This is a genomic window from Cellulomonas sp. P2_F12 (assembly GCF_056403775.1).
Genome location: NZ_JBFUEV010000002.1, coordinates 165,088 through 185,220 on the forward strand (window position 1 = coordinate 165,088; position 20,133 = coordinate 185,220).

The following is a 20,133-nucleotide window of genomic DNA, read 5'->3' on the forward strand; positions in this document are numbered from 1 at the left end:
CTATGGCGCTCGCGCGACCCGATGGCCTCGATCACGGGTGGCGACCGGCGACAATCGTGCGATGACTTTCACCGCGACGGTACGCCGCCTGGGACGCACCCGCTGGTTCGCGAGGATCGGCCGCGTGACGTCGGGGGCGGACCGTCGCCTGCAGAAGGCCACCGCCGGACGCCTGAGCGTGCTCGGGCGCCCGACCCTCCCCCAGCTCATCCTCGCGACGACCGGTCGCAAGTCCGGCGAGCCGCGCGAGGCCGTCCTGCTGTACGCCGTCGACGGGGACGGGTGGGTGCTCATCGGCTCCAACTGGGGGCAGGAGCACCACCCCGCGTGGTCGGGCAACCTGCTGGCGACGCCCTCCGCGACCGTGACGATCGGCGGCGTGACCACGCCCGTCGTCGCGTCGTTGGCCGACGACGACGAGCGCGCCCGCCTGCTGCCCGCCCTGCTGGCCGTGTGGCCGGGGTACGACGACTACGCCGCCCGCGCCGGCCGCGAGCTGCGCGTCTTCCGGCTCTCGCCGGCCTGAGATCCGCCGGTCCGCGAGCGCCACGCCTCTGCGGCTCGGGCTTGATGCTGCCCGCCGACGTTCGCGAACGCCTGACTCACGCCGAGGGCGCACCACGCGAGCGCTGACGGTACGCGCGGGCCTTCATGACGTCGCCGCACTCGTTCATCGAGCACCAGCGACCCGCGCGGTTCCGCGACGCGTCGTAGTAGATCCACTGGCAGTCGGGGTTGGCGCACGCCTTGAGCCGCGGCCACTCCCCCGCCGCGTGCGCCCTGTGCACGTCGGCGAGAAGATCCGCGACCAGCCCGTCGCCACCCGCGGGTGACAGGCGGACGGCTCCGTCGTCGAATGTCACGACCAGGGGGTGCGTCGCGGCGAGCGCGCCGAGCTCGACCGCGTCCCCTGTCACGAGGTAGTGGCGCAGTGCGTCGCGGAGGTCGCGCAGCGGGAGCTGGCCGGTACCCGCCAGGTGGTCGACCCCGTGGAACCGGTCGTCGGTGTTGAGCAGAGCACGGACGCGCTCGAGGGTGCCCGGCGCAATGCCCGGCTCGGCACCCAGGGAGACCCATGCCAGGAGCGGGTCGGGGCGGGTGATCTCGGGAACGGCTACCTCCTGGGCATCGAAGCTGCATTGACGTCGCCTACACATAGCCACGATAGTCGTCACCATCGTAGTGGTTTTGCTAGTGACGCACGATTCCGAGAGACGAGGAACCCATGACGACCGCCACGACCGAGAAGCTCGGCTGCGACACCTCGGACATGCTGACCATCCACGCCCTGTTCCGCCGGGCTTTCACCGACGCTCCCGTACTGGTGCGGGGGGTCCGGGACTCCGACATCGGCCGGATGGGCCATGTCGCCGGGCACGTGCGCGAGCTCGCGGGCGCCCTGCACCGCCACCACCTGGGCGAGGACCTGCTGCTGTGGGACACCCTCGAGCAGCGCGCGCCGTCCTGCGCCCTGCACGTCGGTCTCATGCGGGCCCAGCACTCGGCCACCGCTCAGCAGCTCGAGCGGCTCGACGGGCTGATGGCCGCCTGGGAGGCCGGCGCCGGCGCGACCGAGCGGCATGCAGTCGCCGCACTGCTCGACGAGGTCCGCGACACCCTCCTGGCACACCTCGGGCAGGAGGAGACGCAGATCCTGCCCATGGCGTCGACCGTCATGTCCCAGCGCGAGTGGGACCTGCTGCACGAGCACGGCATGGCGGCGATCCCGAAGGACCGGATGTTCCTGCAGCTCGGCTGGATCCTCGAGGTCGTCCCCGCCGGCGAGCAGTCTGGCTGGCTGCGCACCAACCTCCCGGCGCCGGCCCGGGTGCTGTGGCGGCTGGTCGGCAGACGGCAGTTCGCCGCGCACCGGGCCCGGGTCTACGGGGCGTGACTCAGCCGCGTCGTCGGGCCACGAACACCATCTCGCGGCCCGGACGGTCCGGCGCCTCGCGGACGTCGACCACGTCGAAGCCCGCCCGGTCGAGGGAGCGCTCGACGGTCGCGCGATCCCGGAACCGCAGGGTCGAGTCCGAGGTCAGCACCGCGCCGTCCGAGGCGAAGACGTAGGACGCGCGAAACGTCACGAGCTCGCCGACGACCCCCGTGACCTCGACCCATGTCTCGACCAGCCCGACGCCGGGGACGTCGGTCGCCTCGTAGGTCGCCTCCCGCGTCCAGCCCCGCCACGCCTCGACCTCGGGGACGCGGGTCTCGAAGACCAGGTGGCCGCCGGGCCTGACGGCGCCGCGCACGCCCTCGAGCGTCGTCGCCCAGTCCTCCTCGGTGACGAACACCTGGGCGACGTTCGCCGTCATGGTCGCCAGGTCGACCTGCAGCGGCGGCAGGGTCGTCGCGTCACCGTCCAGCCACCGCACCGCGTCGGCACCCGGCTTCGCCCGCGCCAGGTCGACGGACGCCCGCGCCGGGTCGACGCCGACGACGTCGAGACAGTGCGCGGCGAGCAGCAGTGCGAAGACCCCGGTGCCGCAGCCCACGTCGAGGACGCTCCGGGCGCCCAGCTCGTCGGCGATCGCGACGTACGCGTCGAGGTCGCTGCGGTCGGGGTCCAGCACGTCGTAGAGCTCCGCGAGGCGGGGGACCTCGAATCCGTCGTCGGCCATCCCGCGGACGCTAGGCCGCCCCGGGCTCGACGTCACCGCCATAGTCGGTGACCGATCTCACGCGCCCGCGATTCCTGGCTCCGGGCGGTCCTCTTCTAGACTGCCGCCCGGCGCCGTCCGTGCCCGTGAACCCATCCAGAGAGTGACCGTGGCTACGACCCGTCGCGCCGACATCCAGGGCCTGCGTGCGCTCGCCGTGCTCGCCGTGGTGGCGTTCCACGTCCGACCTGCCTGGTTCCCCGGCGGGTTCGCCGGCGTCGACGTGTTCTTCGTGATCTCCGGCTACCTGATCACGAGCGCCCTCCTGCGCGGAGCACGCACGGGCCGCGTGGGGCTCGCGGCGTTCTGGGGCAGCCGGATCCGTCGACTCATGCCCGCGGCCACGGTGGTGATCGTCGCCACGCTCCTCGCGTCGGCCGTCGTGATGCCGATGGCGCTGCGGCCGGAGCTCACCCGCCAGGCCGTCGCGTCCGCGCTGTCGATGGAGAACTGGCTGCTCGCCGCCAACTCCGTGAGCTACCTGCACGCGACCGCGCTCCCGAGTCCCTTCCAGCACTTCTGGTCGCTCTCGGTCGAGGAGCAGTTCTACGTGGTGTGGCCCCTGGTCGTCGCCTGCGCGGCCCTCGCGGCCGTACGGCTGCGTCGATCGCCGACGGCCGTGATCGGTGGCGCGGCGGTGGTCCTGGCGGGGGCGTCGCTGGCCTGGTCGGTCGCCGTCTCGCAGAGCCAGGGCGACGTCGCCTACTTCTCCACGGCGACACGTGCCTGGGAGCTGCTGGTGGGTGGCCTGCTCGCCGTCTGGCTCCCGGGGCGACAGCTGCGCCCGGCCGTCGCCCGGCCCGCGTTCGCCGTGGGCCTGGTGCTGGTCGTGGCATCGATCGCCGCGCTCGACAGCACCATGGCCTTCCCCGGCTGGGTGGCGCTGCTGCCCACCACGGGAGCCGCCCTGCTCATCGGCGCGGGAGCGACCGCGTTCACGTCGCTCCCCCGCCGGGTGATGGAGTGGCGGCCCGTCACGTACGTCGGCGACATCTCCTACAGCCTCTACCTCTGGCACTGGCCGATCGTCGTCCTCGTCTGCGCCGCGCTGGGCACCGCCACCGTGCCCCGCCTGGCCGTCGTTCCCGTGGTGGCCGCCTCCGTGCTCCTCGCTGCCCTCTCCAAGCGGTACGTCGAGGACCGGTTCCTCCGCGTCGGCCCGCGCCACGCCGCTCGCGCAGGCGCAGTCGCCGCGGTGCGCCGCAGCTCGTACGCCCTCGGCGGGTCGCTGCTCGCAGCCACGGCCCTCACCGTCGCCGTCGTCGTCGCGCTCCCCGAGCCCGCCCCTGCCACCCCCGCGTCCGGGACCGTCACCGCGTCCGACTCCGCCTACGCGGGAGCCCGGGTTCTCGACCCGCAGTTCCACGCCGCGACGCCGCCGGACCCCTCGCTGCCTCCCGCACCGACGCTGCTCGAGCTGCAGACCACCGAGCCGCAGCTGCGGGACCCGTGCCTGACGCACGCGACCAACGACGCCGTCACGACCTGCACGGGCGGCGTGGCGGACGGCACCCGGACGGTGCTCCTCGCCGGCGACAGCCACACCACGATGTGGCTGCCCGCGTTCGAGGAGCTCGGCCAGAGGTACGGCTGGCACATCGTCGTCGCGGGCAAGCAGTCGTGCCCGCTGGCCACGCTCGACGAGCACGAGGACCCCGACGGCCCGATCTACGGCGGGTGCCGGGCGTGGAACACCCAGATCCGCGACGTCATCCGTGACCTGCACCCCGACCTCGTCGTCACCTCGGCCCGCTTCTACCCCTACCCGCACGGCGACGCCGAGGGCCCGGTCAGCTACGACCGCGAGTCCGGCCTGCAGTACGCCACGCAGTACCGCTTCATCGAGGGCCTCGGGATCCCCGTCGCCGCGGTCACCGAGGTGCCCTACTTCCCGGGCTTCTCGGCGCCCGACTGCCTGTCGCGCGCCGGCGCGACCGTCGCCGACTGCACCGAGCAGATGAACGCCGCACGCGCGACCCCTCCCTCGCGGATCGACTTCGCCGCGAAGGCGGACCCGAAGGCCACGCTGATCGACGTCACCGAGCAGATCTGCCCGGACCGCTGCGACGCCGTCATCGGCAACGTCGTCACCTATCGCGACGACAACCACCTCACACCGCTCTTCGCGGGAAGCCTCGCGTGGGTGTTCGAGCGCGACCTGCGCGCGAGCCACCCGGACCTGTTCGCCGCCGCCTGAGGGCCGCTCGCCGTCACGGGCCTCCGCGCCAGTGGTCGATCCGGCGGTGGTCCGGGACGAACCCGTGGTCGATCCCCCACAGCACCGCCTTGGTCCGGCTCTCGACCCCGATCTTGCGGTAGACCGAGCGGATGTAGGACTTGACCGTGTTGGGGCTGAGGTAGGTCTGCGCCGCGACGTCCGCGTTGCTCAGGCCCTGCGTGATCAGGGCCAGGATCTCTGACTCGCGGTCGGTCAGCCCCTCGGCCCGCCCCGGCCAGTCCAGACCGTTGGCCGGGCGGACGCGACCGGCCGCTTCGCTGACGACGAACTCACCGGCGTGCACGGCCTCCAGGGCGGCGACCAGCTCGCGCGCCGGCAGCGCCTTGGAGAGGTAGCCGCTCACTCCCTGCGCGCGGGCGCTGGCGACGAGGTCGGGATGGAAGTTCCACGTGAAGACGACCACCCGGCGGGCGCTGGGGTTGCGGACCAGCACGCCGATCTCGTGGTGGTCCGACTCCGGCTGCGCGAACGAGTCGTACAGCACGATGTCCACGACGTCGCTGACCGGCTTGTTCGTGTCGATCTCGGCCACCACCACTCGGTCGCGGTACTGGTCGATGATCCGCGCGACGCCCATGAGCACGACGTCGTAGTCGTCGACGAGGGCGACCGTGATGGGCCTGCTGGGCGTGGGCACCTCTCGACCGTAGACCCCCCTAGGGGTGTACTGCATCCGCCCTAGGGGTGGTGTCGTAGAGACACACACAACCGCTCGCAGAGAGGCATCACCATGCTGGGACTCATCATCTCCGTCATCGTCATCGGGCTCATCGCGGGGCTGCTCGCGCGGCTCGTCGTCCCGGGCAAGCAGGACCTGTCGATCGGCATGACGATCGTCATCGGGATCATCGGCTCGTTCGTCGGCGGCTTCCTGGGCTACCTGCTGTTCCGCAGCGACGCAGCGGACGGCTTCCTGCAGCCCGCCGGGATCGTCGGGTCGATCATCGGCGCGATCATCGTGCTGCTGATCTGGATCCGCGTCGGCGGCCGCCGCTCGGTCACGCGCTGACCTGAACCCGGCCACCGGCCCCGGTCGTGACGACCGGGCCGGTGCCGCTCACCGGGGCGCCCCGATGGGTTCACCTTTCGCCGAAGCCGCCCTACGATCACCTGCCGTGTCGATCGATGTCTCCGAGGTGCAAGAGTCCGAGCGGGGCGTCGTACGCCGCCTCATGGAGTTCTATGCCTACGACTGGTCCGAGCTTGACGGCCGGGACGTCGATGCGCACGGCGAGTTCGGCTATCCCTGGCTCGACCACTACTGGACCGACGAGGACCGCCACGCCTTCCTGATCCGCGTCGAGGGGAAGCTGGCCGGCTTCGCACTCGTGCGACTCGAGACGCGCACCGAGATGGCGGAGTTCTTCATCCTTCGCCGCTACCGCCGTGGCGGCGTAGGCACCGCTTCCGCCGCCACGCTGTTCCACCGTTTCCCAGGCCCGTGGGAGGTGACGCAGCGCCTGACGAATCCGGCAGCGACCGCGTTCTGGAGAACCGCCATCCCGGTCCCTTTTGCCGAGACGACGGCCGACGACAGGGTGCTCCAGACCTTCGAGATCGAAGCCCAGCACTGAGTTCTGGGGCACCCGGCGGCAGCAACCGACTACACGGTGAAGCGGAGCTCCACCACGTTCCGTAGCGGAACAACGGGTGAAGCGGTGGCGGACCTGGCTCCCGAGGCTCCGCAGCCAGGTTCGCCGCCCACTCAGGCGCGCTCGACAGGGAACCACAGCTCGCACGTCGCCGTACTGAAGTCCGGCGCATGGTCGAGTACGGAGACGATCGACGGACCAGGGCGCAGCCGCCACGGGTTGGAGGGGAACCAGTCCGTCGCAGTCGCGGCGTACGCCTCTTGGAGGGCCGCCGGATGCGAACCGGAGGTGCGGAAGATCACCCACGCTCCGGCATCGACGTCGATAACGTCGAGGTCGTCGGGAGCCTCGGCGTCGACGTCAACCGCCACGCCGTGGAGGTAGGTCAGGTCACTGCCCTCAGCAAAGTCGGGGTCGACGTCAGCACTGACCTGCAGCAGCCCCGAGGGCTCGGCGCCACTGAGCTGCTTGAGGCGCTCGTGCTCGGACGCCGGCAGTGAAGCGATGTGCCGCTGAATGTGCGGGTTGACACCCTCGTAGACCAGCGGCACCCGAGCGGCGTAGCCGATCAGCCGGAAGGTGGGTCGTTCGATGATTCGGGCATCCATAGGGTGCCTCCCTTCGACGGTCAGGCGGAACCTGAGCTGCGGTTGACTCCGAAGGGGGCCTCCGTCACGGCGGACGTCGCCATGACTTGCGCCGTGCACGGATCGAAAAGCTCGCCCGAAGGCTTCGGTCGAGCCATATCCGTACCGCAGGGCGATCGTGAGCAAATCCTCGTCCCCGATCACGTCAGCCGCGGCGACGGTCATACGCCGCCGCCGCACGTAGTCAGATACCGGCATGCCCGCCAGTGACGAGAACATGCGACGCGCGTGATAGCCCGTCGTTCCCATCGCTGCAGCCAGATCATCGATATCGATGTCGAGGCCGTCGCCGAGGCGCCGTTCGATCTTGTCGACGAGCCGGTTGAGGATCTCGATCATTGCCGCTCCCTTCGCCCTCCACTCTCGTCGACGCAGCAGACGCTCCGCCCGACTTCTGCGGTTCGGTCTCTGTCGGGTGAGGACGCCGCTGGGCCTGCAGCCCCAGCCTTAGGGTGACGTGGTCCAGGCGAACCTCGTGCCGTTCGACGACACTGCGCTGTCTGGTGTCGATCCCCAGACTCTCGCCACGCTGCCCGTCGGCGGCGACCTGTCCTACGCCTTCGTTGCCGACGCGCGAACGATGCCAGACCAGACGTTCGTCGTGAGCTCGGCCCCGAACGCGGTCGCTGGTTCCGATACGAATCTCCCGCGGTCCAGGCGATCGAGAACGACCTGGCGATCGCGAACAATGGACTTCTTCGCGTTCGCGGGCAATGTCGACGAGGACGGCGTCTTCTATACCTCTCGCTGAGCGGCGCCACCAGGTCGTCACGAAGGGTAGATGACGCCGAACGCCGGGGACCGACCCAGGAGGTTCGCCAACCTCGCACCGCGCCTACACGTTAAATCTGAACTCCACCACGTCGCCGTCGGCCATCACGTAGTCCTTGCCCTCGATGCGGGCCTTGCCGGCGGCCCGGGCGGCGGCGACGGAGCCGGCGGCCACGAGGTCGTCGAACGAGATGACCTCGGCCTTGATGAAGCCCTTCTGGAAGTCGGTGTGGATCACGCCGGCGGCCTGCGGGGCCGTCCAGCCCTGGTGGATCGTCCAGGCGCGCGACTCCTTGGGGCCGGCGGTCAGGTAGGACTGCAGGCCGAGGGTGTGGAAGCCGACGCGGGCCAGCTGGTCGAGGCCGGCCTCCTCCTGCCCGTTGTCGGCGAGCATCTCCTTCGCCTCGTCGGGCTCCAGCTCGACCAGCTCGGACTCGAACTTGGCGTCGAGGAAGATGGCGTCGGCGGGGGCGACCAGCGCGCGGAGCTCGTCCTGGAACGCGGTGTCGGCCAGGCCGGCGTCGTCGGTGTTGAAGACGTAGATGAACGGCTTGCTCGTCATGAGCTGCAGCTCGTCGAGGTGCTCGATCTTCTTGCCGGCTTGGGAGAGCGCCTGACCCTTCTCGAGGATCGCGAAGGCCTCCTGTGCCGCCGCGAGCAGTCCCGCGTCCGCCTTCTTGGCCCGCACCTCCTTCTCGAGGCGCGGGATTGCCTTCTCGAGAGTCTGCAGGTCCGCGAGGATCAGCTCGGTGGCGATGATCTCGATGTCGTCCTTGGGGTTCACCTCGCCGGAGACGTGCACGACGTCCGGGTCGGCGAACGCGCGGGTGACCTGGCAGATGGCGTCGGCCTCGCGGATGTTTGCCAGGAACTTGTTGCCCAGTCCCTCTCCCTCGCTGGCGCCCTTGACGATGCCGGCGATGTCGACGAACGACACCGTCGCCGGGAGGATGCGCTCCGAGCCGAAGAGCTCGGCCAGGACCGACAGCCGAGGGTCGGGCAGCGGGACGACACCGACGTTGGGCTCGATCGTCGCGAACGGGTAGTTCGCGGCGAGAACCTGCGCGCGGGTCAGCGCGTTGAAGAGGGTGGACTTGCCGACGTTGGGCAGGCCGACGATGCCGATTGTGAGTGCCACGACGAAGGAGTCTAGGCCGCGCGGGCATCAGCCCTCTCCCGAGCCGAGCCGACGGGGCCGTCGTGCGAGACCTCCGCCGGCCAGCGCGATCCCGGCCGCACGCTCCGGCGAGCGTGCGACCGGGATGGCCCGACAGCCCTAGCGATGCCGCCTGCGGGACCCGACGACGACCAGCAGGCCGCTGCCGAGCACGACCGCGAGGACCGCGGCCCAGCCGACGACCTGCACGTCGGCGGCGCCCGTCGCAGCGAGCACCGCGGCCCCCGGGGCGGCCACGACCACCGGCGACGACGCGAGCACCACGGACGAGTCCGGCGCCGCGGTGAGGCACGTCGGCGACGACGGCGGGTAGCTGACCGCCACCGTCACCGACGGGTTCACCGAGACCACCACGTGCACGTCCGGCCCGCGGGTCCACGCGTAGTTGCCGGTCGTGGCCGTGTACGTGCCGTCCGGGTTGGTGACGTACCCCGGCCACGCGACACCGTGCCCGTCGAGCCCGACGGCCGCCCCCGGCCACAGCACCGAGAAGGCACCGAGCGGGAACGTGCCCGGGTAGGTGAACGTGTTGGTCCCGTCCGTGAGCGCGATCGTCGCGACGTCACCCGTGCTCTGGTCGTCCGGGTCCACCAGCACCACGGTGCCCTGCAGGTACGGGGCATCGAGCGAGCAGACCGGGCTGAGCACCGTGCCGTCGAGCGTCGGCTCCCGCAGGACCGGCGGAGGTGGCGGCGAGCACTGCGTGCTGGTCAACGTGACCGTGAACACGGCGGCGCCGCCCTCGGTGGTCGACCAGTCGTCCGGGAGATCCCCGAAGACGTATCCCGTGGCCGTCGTGGCCGTCACCGTCACGTCCGACCCCACGGTGGAGGTGACGTACGTGATCCCCGCCTCCGAACCCGGGACCACCGAGTCGCCGGACGTCCCGCAGACGTCGGTGACCGTCACCGACGGGACGACGACGACCGGGCACTCCTCGGACGGGCTGGGCAGCGCACTCTCGAGCGTGTACGTCCTGCTCATCGTCGCGCCCGACGCGAACGTGTAGCCGCTCCTCGCCGTGGCCGTCAGGGTGTTCCCGTCCCACGACCAGGTGTACGCGTCGGTGTCGGCCGGGGACGACGGCAGGGCCGCGCCCGTCTGGCAGGTCGGCGGCGTCGGTTCCGGGAACGTCACGTCCGGGGTGGTGACGGGGCACTGCTCCCGCGGGAGCCGTGGGAGCAGGTCGAACAGGACGACGAGGGTCCTGCCGTCTGCGGAGACCCGAGGACCGGCCGGGAAGATATGCCCCGACGTGGCGGTGAAGGTGATCTCGAAGTGCGTCCCACCGTCGGCGACCAGCGGCCCCGCGGTGGCGTTGACCAGGTCGAGCCTGCCGACGACGCCGTCTGCGCTGCAGGTCGGTCCCGTGACGACCACTCTCGCCGAGGCGTCAGGCGTGAGGCACACGCCCGACGACTCGAACAACCAGCCGGTGACGATCTGCTGGTCCTCCGGGTACGGGACCGAACCGGTCAGCAGAGCATCGGCAAGCACGGCCGCGATGGCATCGCGCGGGCCGAGGTAGTGGTCCTGCTGGTACGTCACGCCGCAGTCCGCGGGGTGGAGCTTGCCCAGACCGACCAGTGTCTGCGGGAGACCGACCTTGGCGAGGGTCGGTTTGTCCGGGACGTAGTTCGGGGTTCGCCACGTGACCCAGAGGTCACACATCTCGTCGGCGCCGTCCTGCGACGTGCAGTACGGGCTCAGGTCGTCGGCCGAGGGTGTGGCTGTCGCCGTCCCTGCCAGACCGATCACGCCCACCATTGCCAGGCACGCGGCGACCAGCGCCGCACAGAGCTTCCTCATCGCGCCATTCCCCCTGCGCCGGCGGCTCGGCCCCTGCCGTCGCCCCGATGCTCGAGCGACACGGAGACCTGCGACACCCGTGAGCTGCGTCAGACGTCAGCCGCGACGGGGATCGGTAGGTTGCGGGGGCCGAGGACGAGACAACCTGCGCGATCCGTCTCGTCCGCCGTCCCGCGAACCGGCGTTACCACCGACTATCGCACGGCATTCCGGACATCTCCTGGTGAACCAGGATGATTCCGACGGAAGGTGACCTCCGCCGGGCACGCCTGCCGTCAGGCGAACGCGACGATGCGCCGCAGCAGGTCCGGGCCGGTGCGGTCGAGCGTGCGACCGCCGACGCGGACCCCGATGGTCAGCAGCGCCGGACCGAGCACCAGGCCGACGGCCAGCGTGACCCAGCCGAGGGCGGCCGATCCCTGCCGGACGGCGAGGACGGCCAGCACGATCTCCGGCAGGCACAGGGCCACGACGGCCAGCCAGCCGCCGAGCTGGGACGCGAGCGCGGACATCGAGGCGCCCTGCCGGCTCTGGAACGGGTTCTCGCCTGGCATCTGGACCGGGTAGACGACGAGCGCGGAGATGATGCTCGAGCCGCCGAGCGAGGTCAGCAGCACGCCGAACGAGAGGCCGAGCAGCGCCGGGATCAGGACGGCGTTGTGCGTGACCAGGGCGGACCCGACGGCGAGCACGAGCACGGCGGGCACCGCGATGGCGCTGACCGCGATGACGCGGCCGAGCCGGTCCGCCACGCCGTGGAGGGGTGCGGCGACGTGCGTCCAGAACGCGGTTCCGTCGTAGGCCACGTCCGCGGAGATGCCCCAGCCCAGGAGGTAGCCGGCGATCGGGCCGATCAGCAGGACCAGGCCGCCGTCCGGGTTCACCAGGTAGAACACGACCGCGAGCACCGGCACGATCGCCGCCGCGAGCGCGTACCGCGGGTCGCGCGCCCAGTAGGTCAGGCAGCGCGCCGTGACCGCACCGAGGGGCGTCGCGGGCAGCCGGTCGAACCAGCCGAGGCCGTGCCCTCGCGCCGAGACGGCCTGGTGCGGCGGGTTGACCAGCGCGTGCGCGAGCGACCGGTCCCAGACCACCGCCACGACGGCCACCGTGAGGACGGCGATCGCGAACCGGGCCGCCGCGAGCGCCCATCGGCCCTCCGCCACTGCCCCCGGCACCGCCCACACCGCCCCGAACGGCGTCCAGGACAGGACGTCGGCGACCCGCTGGACCATCGCCTGCGTGATCGTCGTCCCCGACGCGAGGCGTCCGAGCACGGGGCCGACGACGATGATCGGCAGGACGACGACGGCCGCCATGACCTCGCGGAACCGCCGCCCGCTCATGAGGCTCGACCCCGCCGACGTGGTGGCCCGGGAGCCGACGACGCAGGTGGCGAGCGCGAGCACGACGCAGACCACGCCGGCCACGAGCGCCGCGGGCGTGCGCCACCAGACTCCCGCCATCGACAGCACGGCGACGACCGTGACGACCCCGGGGATGCCGAGCAGCCCCGCGAGCGCCAGGCCGGTGAGCAGCGAGCGCCGCGGGATGGCGAACGTGACGAAGCGGGCCGGGTCGATGGTCGCGTCCAGCCCGAACGCGACGAGGGGAACCACCCACCACCCGAGCACCAGCACCGAGCCGGCGAGGACGGTCACCAGCCCGCGGATGTCGGGCTCCTGGACGCTCAGGACGGCCATCGAGCCCACGACGACGAACATCGCCAGCAGGCCGTAGACCGCGGCGACGAGGAGCCCCACGAGCTGCCACGCGCTGCGGCGCAGACCGTTGCGCAGCAGCGTCAGCTTCAGCCGGACGAGGTGCGCAACCACGCGAGCCCCTCCCCGGTGACGCGGCCGCCGACCAGGTCGACGAAGCGGTCCTCCAGGCTGCCGTCGCCGCGCACCTCGTCGACGGTGCCCGCCGCGAGCACGTGTCCGGCCGCGATGACGGCGACGTGGTCGCACATCCGCTGCACCAGGTCCATGACGTGCGACGACACGATGACCGTGCCGCCGGAGCGCACGTACGACGCGAGGATGTCCCGGATGTTCGCCGCGGACACGGGGTCCACGGCCTCGAACGGCTCGTCGAGCACCAGCAGCCGCGGCGCGTGCACCAACGCGCACGCCAGCGCGACCTTCTTGGTCATGCCCGCGGAGTACTCGACGACCAGCTTCTTCGCGTCCGCGGTGAGGTCGAGGGCGGCCAGCAGGTCGGTGGCCCGCGCGGCGACCGTCTCGCGGTCGAGCCCCTGCAGCAGGCCGGCGTAGGTGATCAGCTGCTCGCCCGTCAGCCGGTCGAAGAGGCGGACTCCGTCGGGCAGGACCCCGAGCAGGGCCTTGACCTCGATGGGCGCCGCCCACAGGTCCCGGCCGTGCACCAGGACCGTGCCGAAGTCCGGCTGGAGCAGGCCCGTCGCCATCGACAACGTGGTCGTCTTGCCCGCGCCGTTGGGGCCGACGAGCCCGAAGAACGAGCCGGCCGGCACCACCAAGTCGATGCCGGAGACGGCGATCTTGTCCCCGAACCGGCGCCACAGGCCGCGGAGCTCGAGTGCGGGTGGGGGCGTGACCTGGTCGAGCATCGGGCCAGCATAGGGGCGGGCCCGGACATGACGGCAGGTGACGGCGGCCCTGTCAGTGGCGCGTGCGAGGGTCTCGGCATGGACATCACCTTCGTGGTCGTGGCGGTGCTGGCGGCCCTGGCGGGGCTCGCCGCGGGCTGGGCGCTCGCGGCCGGTCGTGCGCAGGGACAGGTCCGCGCGGCGGAGCGGTCGGCCGAGCGCGCCATGGCCGAGCTGTCGGCCCGGACGTCCGACTCCGCGCGGCTCGCGGACCAGTTCCAGGCCCTCGCCGCCGACGCCCTCGCGACGAGCACCGACCAGTTCCTCGCGCTCGCCCACCAGCGGTTTGCGGCCGACCACCAGACGCAGGTGGGTGAGCTGACGCAGCGCGAGCAGGCCGTGCGGGCGATGGTGGAGCCCCTCTCGCGCACGCTCGACCAGGTGCGGGCCGAGCTGTCTACCGCCGAGCAGGCGCGTGCCGCCGGCCAGGCAGCGCTCGGCGAGCAGGTGCGGGCCATGCAGCAGGCGTCCGAGCACCTCCGCGGCGAAACCGCGCAGCTGGTCACCGCGCTGCGGTCGTCGCAGGTGCGCGGCAAGTGGGGCGAGCTGCAGCTCAAGCGCGTGGTCGAGGCGGCCGGGATGCTCGCGCAGGTGGACTTCGTCGAGCAGGACCAGGTGCGCACGGACGACGGGCTGCTGCGGCCGGACATGGTGATCAAGCTCGCCGGCGGCAAGAACGTGGTGGTCGACGCCAAGGTGGCCTTCCTCGGGTTCCTCGACGCGGCGCAGGCGACCGACGAGCGCGTCCGCGCCGAGCGGCTCGCGGCGCACGCGCGGCACGTCCGGGCGCACGTCGACGACCTGTCGGCCAAGCGCTACTGGGACCAGTTCGCGCCGGCCCCGGAGTTCGTCGTGATGTTCGTGCCGGCCGAGTCCTTCCTGCACGCGGCCGCCGAGCAGGACCCCGGGCTGATCGAGTACGCGTTCGAGCGCAACGTCGTCATCGCCACGCCGACCACGCTGCTCGCGCTCCTGCGGACCATCTCGTACGCCTGGCGCCAGGACGCCCTGGCCAGCAACGCGCAGGCGGTCCTCACGCTCGGCAAGGAGCTGCACGGCAGGCTGGCGACGATGGGATCGCACCTGGCTCGGCTCGGTCGGGCCATCGACTCGGCGGCCGGCGCCTACAACCAGACGGTGTCGTCGCTGGAGACGCGCGTGCTGGTCAGCGCCCGGCGGTTCGCCGACCTGCACGTGGTGGACGCGGACCTGCCGATGCCCGACCCGGTCAACCCGCAGCTCTCCGCGGTGAGCGCGCCCGAGCTGGTGGCGTCGGCGGAGGAGCAGTTCGTCGTGTTCGACGGCCGCGCGGACCGCGACGAGCGAGCCCTGCGCGCCGAGCGGGTGGTCGCACCCACGGACGCCGAGACCGCCTGAGCTAGGCGGGCTGGACGTCCAGGGATCGGCGTCCGTCGCGGCGCGGGACCTCCGGAGCCTTGCCGGCGGCCTTCAGGTCGGCGCGCAGCTCGCGGGGCAGCGAGAACATGAGGTCCTCCGTCGCGGTGCGCACCTCCTGCACGTCGCCGAAGCCGTGCTCGGCCAGCAGCTCGAGGACGTCGCGCACCAGGATCTCGGGGACCGAGGCGCCCGACGTCACGCCCACCGTGGTCACCCCGTCGAGCCAGGCGAGGTCGATCTCGGAGGCGCTGTCCACCCGGTGGGAGCTGCGCGCGCCGGCATCGAGGGCGACCTCGACCAGGCGCACGGAGTTCGACGAGTTCGCCGAGCCGACCGTGATCACCAGGTCGCACTCCGGCGCCAGCTTCTTCACCGCGACCTGGCGGTTCTGGGTGGCGTAGCAGATGTCGTCGCTGGGCGGGTCCTGCAGGTTGGGGAACCGCTCGCGCAGGCGGCGGACGGTGTCCATGGTCTCGTCGACCGACAGCGTGGTCTGCGAGATCCAGATGAGCTTGTCGGGGTCGCGGACCACGACGTCGGCGACCGCGGCCGGGGAGTTCACCACCTGGATGTGGTCGGGGGCCTCGCCGTACGTGCCCTCGACCTCCTCGTGCCCGTCGTGACCGATGAGAAGGATGTCGTAGTCCTCGGACGCGAAGCGCACGGCCTCCTTGTGCACCTTGGTGACCAGCGGGCACGTCGCGTCGATCGTCTGCAGCGACCGGGCGGCGGCCGCGGCGTGGACGGCCGGGGAGACCCCGTGCGCGGAGAACACGACCCGGGCCCCCTCGGGGACCTCGTCGGTCTCGTCCACGAAGACCGCGCCGCGGGCCGCGAGGGTTTCTACGACGTACTTGTTGTGCACGATCTCCTTGCGGACGTACACCGGGGCGCCGTAGTGCTCGAGCGCCTTCTCGACCGCGATCACCGCGCGGTCGACGCCGGCGCAGTAGCCACGCGGGGCGGCGAGCAGGACCCGCTTGCCGACGACGGTCGGGGTCGCGTCGCCGGGGACCGGGCCGTCGGGCGTCGAGGAAGTCACGGTCAGGAGTCTAGTTCGGCGCGCCCGATCGACCCTGCCGTGGGGTTGTGACCTGCACCCGACCCGCACGGCCCCACCACAGACTGCTGGGGCGGGCACGCGGTCGGTCGGGCTCCGGTGGGCTCGGTCGGGCTCCGTTGTCGGCGGGATGAGGCAGGCTGGGCGCGTGAGCACCGGTCCCATCACCAGCCCGCCGGCGGCCGGCCCCCTGCCGTTGCGCGCCGCGGACACCACGCCCGACCGCCCGTGGCCCGTCCGGCACCTCGCACCCAAGATCGCCGACTACATCGCGAAGATGCCGCCGGTCTGGGTCGAGGGCCAGGTGCTCAACCTCAAGAAGTGGAACAGCCTCTACTTCCTCACGCTGCGGGACACCGACCTCGACATGTCGCTGTCCGTGACAGCGCCGGCGTCCGCGATCGGGCCGCTTGCGGAGCGACTGGCAGACGGTGCGCACCTGGTCGTGCACGCGCGACCGCAGTACCACGCCAAGAAGGGCACGCTCTCGTTCTCGGCCGACGACGTCCGGCTGGTCGGACTCGGCGAGCTGCTGGCCCGGATCGAGCACCTCAAGGGCGTGCTGGGGGCCGAGGGCCTGTTCGACCCGTCGCGCAAGCGAGCGCTGCCGTTCCTCCCGGCCGTGGTCGGGCTGATCGTCGCGCAGCAGGGGGACGCCGAGCACGACGTGGTGTCCAACGCCCGCGCCCGCTGGTCGGCGGTGCAGTTCGAGATCCGGCGCGTCACGGTGCAGGGACCGCGAGCCGTGCCCGAGGTCAGCGCGGCGATCGCTGAGCTGGACCGGGACCCCAGCGTCGAGGTCATCGTGGTCGCGCGCGGCGGCGGCTCGTTCGAGGACCTCCTGCCGTTCAGCAACGAGTCCCTGGTCCGCGTGGCGGCGGCCTGCCGCACCCCGCTGGTCAGCGCGATCGGCCACCACCTCGACAGCCCGCTGCTGGACCTGGTCGCGGACCTGCGCGCCTCGACCCCGACCGACGCCGCGAAGCGGATCGTGCCGGACGTGAGCGAGGAGCGCGCCCGCCTGAGTCAGGCTCGGCTGCGAGCCCGGGCGGCACTGACGGCGCGGCTCACCCGCGAGCAAACCGGGCTCGACCACTGGCGCAGCCGGCCGGTCCTGCTCAACCCGACCACGCTGGTCGACCTGCACGAGAGCCGGTTGACGGTCCTGCGCGACCACGCCCGGCGCTCGCTGCACACCGCCCTGGTGCAGGGTCGGGCCGAGGTAGCGGGGCTCGCCGCGCAGGTCAGGGCCCTGTCCCCCGCCGCCACCCTCGAGCGCGGGTACGCCGTCGTGCGGCGCGCGGACGGGCACGTGGTGCGTGACCCCGTCGAGGTCGCGGCCGACGACCCGCTGCGCATCCGCGTCGCCCTGGGCGAGCTCGCGGCGAAGGTCACGGGCTGACCGAGGACCGACTGCCGCGCGCCCGTGGATCGTGACGGACCGGACGGCCGCCGAGGGCGCTGGCCGCCGGTTCGGTCGTCGGTCGCCGACGGCGCGGTCGTCGGTTCGGTCGTGGGTACCCGACGGCGGCGGTCGCCCGTTCGGTCGCCGGTCGTTGGTCGCCGAGGGTGCCGGTAGCGCACCCTGACGCGTCTCGACCAGCGCTCGTGCCGCCGGTGGTGTCGGCGAGTCCTGGTTGACTGTGCTCGTGCCGAAGCCGTCCCAGACCCCGTCCCCCGACACCACGCCGCAGCCGTCCCACGCCGACGTCGCCGGCCTCGGCTACGAGGAGGCGCGCGACGAGCTCGTCGCCGTGGTCGCGCGACTGGAGGCCGGCGCCGCGACCCTCGAGGAGTCGCTGACCCTCTGGGAGCGCGGTGAGGCGCTCGCCGCCCGATGCCAGGAGTGGCTGGACGGCGCGCGGGAGCGGTTGAGCGCGGTGCGGGACGTCCCCGGCACCGCCGCGGACCCCGAGGACGAGGAGTCCTGATGAGCACCACGTCAGCGGAGCGGGCCCTCGTCGTCGGCGAGGCGCTCATCGACGTCGTCGCGCGGCCGGACGGCACGCGCGCGCAGCACCCCGGCGGCAGCCCGGCCAACGTCGCGCTCGGCCTCGGCCGGCTCGGCCGCTCCGTGGACCTGCTCACCTGGCTGGGTCAGGACGCCGACGGCGACCTGGTCCGGGCACACCTGCGGGAGTCCGGCGTGCACGTGCTCGAGGGCAACCGGTCGGCCGCGCGGACGCCGCTGGCGACGGCGCACATCGGCCAGGACGGGGCCGCCTCCTACGAGTTCGACCTCGAGTGGGACCTGCCGGAGACGTGGGACGAGGAGCCCGGCGAGCCGCTCGTCGTGCACACCGGGTCGATCGCGACCGTGCTGCAGCCGGGAGGCGCGGCGGTCGAGAAGATCCTGGGCCGTCGTCGGTCCGGCTCGACCATCACCTACGACCCCAACCTGCGGCCCGTGCTCATGGGGTCACCGCAGCACGCGCTCCCCGTGGTGGACGCCCTGGTCCGGCTCGCGGACGTGGTCAAGGTCAGCGACGAGGACCTCGCGTGGCTGCACCCCGGGGTGGCGCCCGCGGAGATCGCCGAGCAGTGGAGCCGGTCCGGGCCGTCGCTGGTCGTCGTGACGCACGGCGGCGAGGGGGCCTTCGCCAGCACGTCGGCGGGTGCCCGGCTCTCGGTCGCGGCGCCGAAGGTGCAGGTGGCGGACACCGTCGGCGCGGGCGACTCGTTCATGGGCGGCCTGATCGACGGGCTCTGGACGGCCGGGCTGCTCGGGGCCGACCGGCGGCAGGCGCTCGCCGACGTGGACACCGAGACCGTGCAGCGGGTGCTGGAGCGCTGCGCCCGGATCGCGGCGATCACCGTCTCCCGGGCAGGCGCCAACCCGCCGCGCCTGGCCGAGCTGGGCTGACGCCGTCCGTCAGACGCGCGCCTTCTCGCGGGCCTGGGCGCGCTCGAGGGAGGCCTTGCGGTCCGCCTCGTTCTCGCGGTCGAGGGCCTCGGCGGCCTCGCCGTCCCAGGTCAGGTTCTCGCCGCTCTCCGGGTCGAACACCATCATCCGGGCCGGGTCGAACCACAGGTCCGCGTCCTTGCCGTCGCGGATCTTGGTCTCCGACGGGAGGGCGACGATCAGCTGGGTGCGCAGACCCTCACCGTCCAGGTCGCGGTCGAGCTCCTCGAGCGTGGCCGCGACGTGCGGGTTCGTGTCGAACGGGATGTAGGCGTACAGCTCGGAGCCCAGCCACTCGGTGACGTCCACGGGCGCGCTGAAGGTGACGCCGGTGCCCTTTCGGGCGTCCTCGAGGAGGGCGGCGTCCTCGAAGTGCTCGGGGCGGATGCCGACGATGACGATCTCCTTGCCCGCCAGCTTGGGGGCGAGGTCCGCGGAGATCGGCACGTCGGCGAACGGCAGCTTCATCGTGGAGCCGTTGATCTCGCCCGGCAGGAAGTTCATGGGCGGCGAGCCGATGAAGCCGGCCACGAACAGGTTCACCGGCTGCTCGTACAGTCCCCGCGGGCTGGCCACCTGCTGGAGCTCGCCCTTGCGCAGGACCGCCACCCGGTCGCCGAGGGTCATGGCCTCGGTCTGGTCGTGGGTGACGTAGACGGTGGTCGTGCCGAGCCGGCGCTGCATGCGCGCGATCTCGGTGCGCATCTGCCCGCGGAGCTTGGCGTCGAGGTTGGACAGGGGCTCGTCGAAGAGGAACGCCTCGGCCTCGCGCACGATCGCGCGGCCCATCGCGACGCGCTGCCGCTGACCGCCGGACAGGTTGGCGGGCTTGCGCTGCAGGTGGTCCTGGAGCTCGAGGGTCTTGGCGGCGAACTCGACCTTCTCGCGGATCTCGGCGTCGGTGAACTGCCCCTTCTGCAGGCGCAGAGGGAACGCGATGTTCTCGTAGACCGTCAGGTGCGGGTAGAGGGCGTAGTTCTGGAACACCATCGCCAGGTGCCGGTCGCGCGGCGCCTTCTCGTTGACCCGCTTGCCCCCGATCTCGAGGTCGCCCGCCGTGATGTCCTCGAGCCCGACGATCATCCGCAGGAGCGTCGACTTCCCGCAGCCCGAGGGGCCGACGAGGATCACGAACTCGCCGTCGGCGATGTCCAGGCTCACGCCCTTCACGGCGAGGAAGCCGTCGCCGTACTGCTTGACGATGTCCTTGAGGGTGATGGCGGCCATCGGATCTCCTTGGTGGGAC

General features: G+C 72.0%; 20 protein-coding genes. 10 read left to right on the forward strand and 10 right to left on the reverse strand.

Annotation, left to right across the window (positions count from 1 at the left end; genetic code table 11):
• Window positions 1-61 precede the first annotated feature (61 nt).
• Window positions 62-526 (forward strand): nitroreductase family deazaflavin-dependent oxidoreductase, encoded by a 465-nt coding sequence (locus tag AC1DWH_RS05595; RefSeq protein ID WP_477092838.1) that lies wholly within the window; start codon window positions 62-64, stop codon window positions 524-526.
• A 76-nt stretch (window positions 527-602) separates the two neighbouring features.
• Here the strand turns inward: AC1DWH_RS05595 and AC1DWH_RS05600 are convergent, their stop codons facing one another.
• Window positions 603-1,157, reverse strand: a complete 555-nt coding sequence (locus AC1DWH_RS05600) for a CGNR zinc finger domain-containing protein (protein WP_477092839.1) — start codon at window positions 1,155-1,157, stop codon at window positions 603-605.
• A 68-nt stretch (window positions 1,158-1,225) separates the two neighbouring features.
• Here AC1DWH_RS05600 and AC1DWH_RS05605 point away from each other — a divergent pair, with 68 nt between their 5' ends.
• Window positions 1,226-1,894, forward strand: coding sequence for a hemerythrin domain-containing protein (locus AC1DWH_RS05605; RefSeq protein ID WP_477092840.1), 669 nt, complete (start codon window positions 1,226-1,228; stop codon window positions 1,892-1,894).
• 1 nt (window position 1,895) lies between these two features.
• Here the strand turns inward: AC1DWH_RS05605 and AC1DWH_RS05610 are convergent, their stop codons facing one another.
• Window positions 1,896-2,624, reverse strand: a complete 729-nt coding sequence (locus AC1DWH_RS05610; RefSeq protein ID WP_477092841.1) for a class I SAM-dependent methyltransferase — start codon at window positions 2,622-2,624, stop codon at window positions 1,896-1,898.
• Between the two features lie 148 nt (window positions 2,625-2,772).
• On the opposite strand from AC1DWH_RS05610, the gene AC1DWH_RS05615 reads away from it, so the two are divergent.
• On the forward strand, window positions 2,773-4,860 hold the full coding sequence (locus tag AC1DWH_RS05615) for an acyltransferase family protein (protein ID WP_477092842.1): 2,088 nt from the start codon (window positions 2,773-2,775) through the stop codon (window positions 4,858-4,860).
• 13 nt (window positions 4,861-4,873) lie between these two features.
• On the opposite strand, the gene AC1DWH_RS05620 is transcribed toward AC1DWH_RS05615, so the two are convergent.
• Entirely contained in the window at window positions 4,874-5,539 is a 666-nt protein-coding gene (locus tag AC1DWH_RS05620) for a LuxR C-terminal-related transcriptional regulator (RefSeq protein ID WP_477092843.1), read from the reverse strand.
• A gap of 93 nt (window positions 5,540-5,632) precedes the next feature.
• Here AC1DWH_RS05620 and AC1DWH_RS05625 point away from each other — a divergent pair, with 93 nt between their 5' ends.
• Entirely contained in the window at window positions 5,633-5,911 is a 279-nt protein-coding gene (locus AC1DWH_RS05625) for a GlsB/YeaQ/YmgE family stress response membrane protein (protein WP_456844327.1), read from the forward strand.
• A gap of 106 nt (window positions 5,912-6,017) precedes the next feature.
• Complete coding sequence (locus AC1DWH_RS05630) at window positions 6,018-6,476, forward strand: GNAT family N-acetyltransferase (RefSeq protein ID WP_456844326.1); 459 nt, start codon at window positions 6,018-6,020, stop codon at window positions 6,474-6,476.
• A 131-nt stretch (window positions 6,477-6,607) separates the two neighbouring features.
• Here AC1DWH_RS05630 and AC1DWH_RS05635 read toward each other — a convergent pair whose 3' ends face one another.
• Complete coding sequence (locus tag AC1DWH_RS05635) at window positions 6,608-7,480, reverse strand: AraC family transcriptional regulator (protein ID WP_477092844.1); 873 nt, start codon at window positions 7,478-7,480, stop codon at window positions 6,608-6,610.
• Window positions 7,481-7,598: 118 nt separating this feature from the next.
• On the opposite strand from AC1DWH_RS05635, the gene AC1DWH_RS05640 reads away from it, so the two are divergent.
• The gene (locus AC1DWH_RS05640) at window positions 7,599-7,892 is read left to right on the forward strand and encodes a DUF6924 domain-containing protein (RefSeq protein ID WP_477092845.1); all 294 of its coding nucleotides are present in this window, start codon (window positions 7,599-7,601) and stop codon (window positions 7,890-7,892) included.
• An 84-nt stretch (window positions 7,893-7,976) separates the two neighbouring features.
• Here AC1DWH_RS05640 and ychF read toward each other — a convergent pair whose 3' ends face one another.
• The 4 genes from ychF to AC1DWH_RS05660 form a co-directional block, all read right to left on the reverse strand.
• A complete protein-coding gene (ychF, locus tag AC1DWH_RS05645; protein WP_477092846.1) occupies window positions 7,977-9,050 on the reverse strand; it encodes a redox-regulated ATPase YchF in 1,074 nt (357 codons plus the stop codon).
• A gap of 138 nt (window positions 9,051-9,188) precedes the next feature.
• Entirely contained in the window at window positions 9,189-10,898 is a 1,710-nt protein-coding gene (locus AC1DWH_RS05650; RefSeq protein WP_477092847.1) for a hypothetical protein, read from the reverse strand.
• Window positions 10,899-11,173: 275 nt separating this feature from the next.
• Window positions 11,174-12,733, reverse strand: a complete 1,560-nt coding sequence (locus AC1DWH_RS05655) for a hypothetical protein (RefSeq protein WP_477092848.1) — start codon at window positions 12,731-12,733, stop codon at window positions 11,174-11,176.
• The gene (locus AC1DWH_RS05660; protein WP_477092849.1) at window positions 12,709-13,488 is read right to left on the reverse strand and encodes an ABC transporter ATP-binding protein; all 780 of its coding nucleotides are present in this window, start codon (window positions 13,486-13,488) and stop codon (window positions 12,709-12,711) included. The genes AC1DWH_RS05655 and AC1DWH_RS05660 overlap by 25 nt, the downstream gene beginning before the upstream one ends.
• A 78-nt stretch (window positions 13,489-13,566) precedes the next feature.
• Between AC1DWH_RS05660 and AC1DWH_RS05665 the strand changes: the two genes are divergently transcribed.
• Window positions 13,567-14,904: a DNA recombination protein RmuC gene (locus AC1DWH_RS05665; RefSeq protein WP_477092850.1), complete on the forward strand. Its 1,338-nt coding sequence runs from the start codon at window positions 13,567-13,569 to the stop codon at window positions 14,902-14,904.
• A gap of 1 nt (window position 14,905) precedes the next feature.
• Here the strand turns inward: AC1DWH_RS05665 and AC1DWH_RS05670 are convergent, their stop codons facing one another.
• A complete protein-coding gene (locus tag AC1DWH_RS05670; protein ID WP_477092851.1) occupies window positions 14,906-15,967 on the reverse strand; it encodes a 4-hydroxy-3-methylbut-2-enyl diphosphate reductase in 1,062 nt (353 codons plus the stop codon).
• 148 nt (window positions 15,968-16,115) lie between these two features.
• On the opposite strand from AC1DWH_RS05670, the gene xseA reads away from it, so the two are divergent.
• From xseA to AC1DWH_RS05685, 3 genes are all read left to right on the forward strand, one after another.
• Window positions 16,116-17,387, forward strand: a complete 1,272-nt coding sequence (gene xseA, locus AC1DWH_RS05675; protein ID WP_477092852.1) for an exodeoxyribonuclease VII large subunit — start codon at window positions 16,116-16,118, stop codon at window positions 17,385-17,387.
• A gap of 247 nt (window positions 17,388-17,634) precedes the next feature.
• The gene (locus AC1DWH_RS05680; protein WP_477092853.1) at window positions 17,635-17,916 is read left to right on the forward strand and encodes an exodeoxyribonuclease VII small subunit; all 282 of its coding nucleotides are present in this window, start codon (window positions 17,635-17,637) and stop codon (window positions 17,914-17,916) included.
• A complete protein-coding gene (locus AC1DWH_RS05685; RefSeq protein ID WP_477092854.1) occupies window positions 17,916-18,848 on the forward strand; it encodes a carbohydrate kinase family protein in 933 nt (310 codons plus the stop codon). The genes AC1DWH_RS05680 and AC1DWH_RS05685 overlap by 1 nt, the downstream gene beginning before the upstream one ends.
• A gap of 9 nt (window positions 18,849-18,857) precedes the next feature.
• Here the strand turns inward: AC1DWH_RS05685 and AC1DWH_RS05690 are convergent, their stop codons facing one another.
• Window positions 18,858-20,114: an ABC transporter ATP-binding protein gene (locus AC1DWH_RS05690; protein ID WP_477092855.1), complete on the reverse strand. Its 1,257-nt coding sequence runs from the start codon at window positions 20,112-20,114 to the stop codon at window positions 18,858-18,860.
• Between the last annotated feature and the right edge of the window lie 19 nt (window positions 20,115-20,133).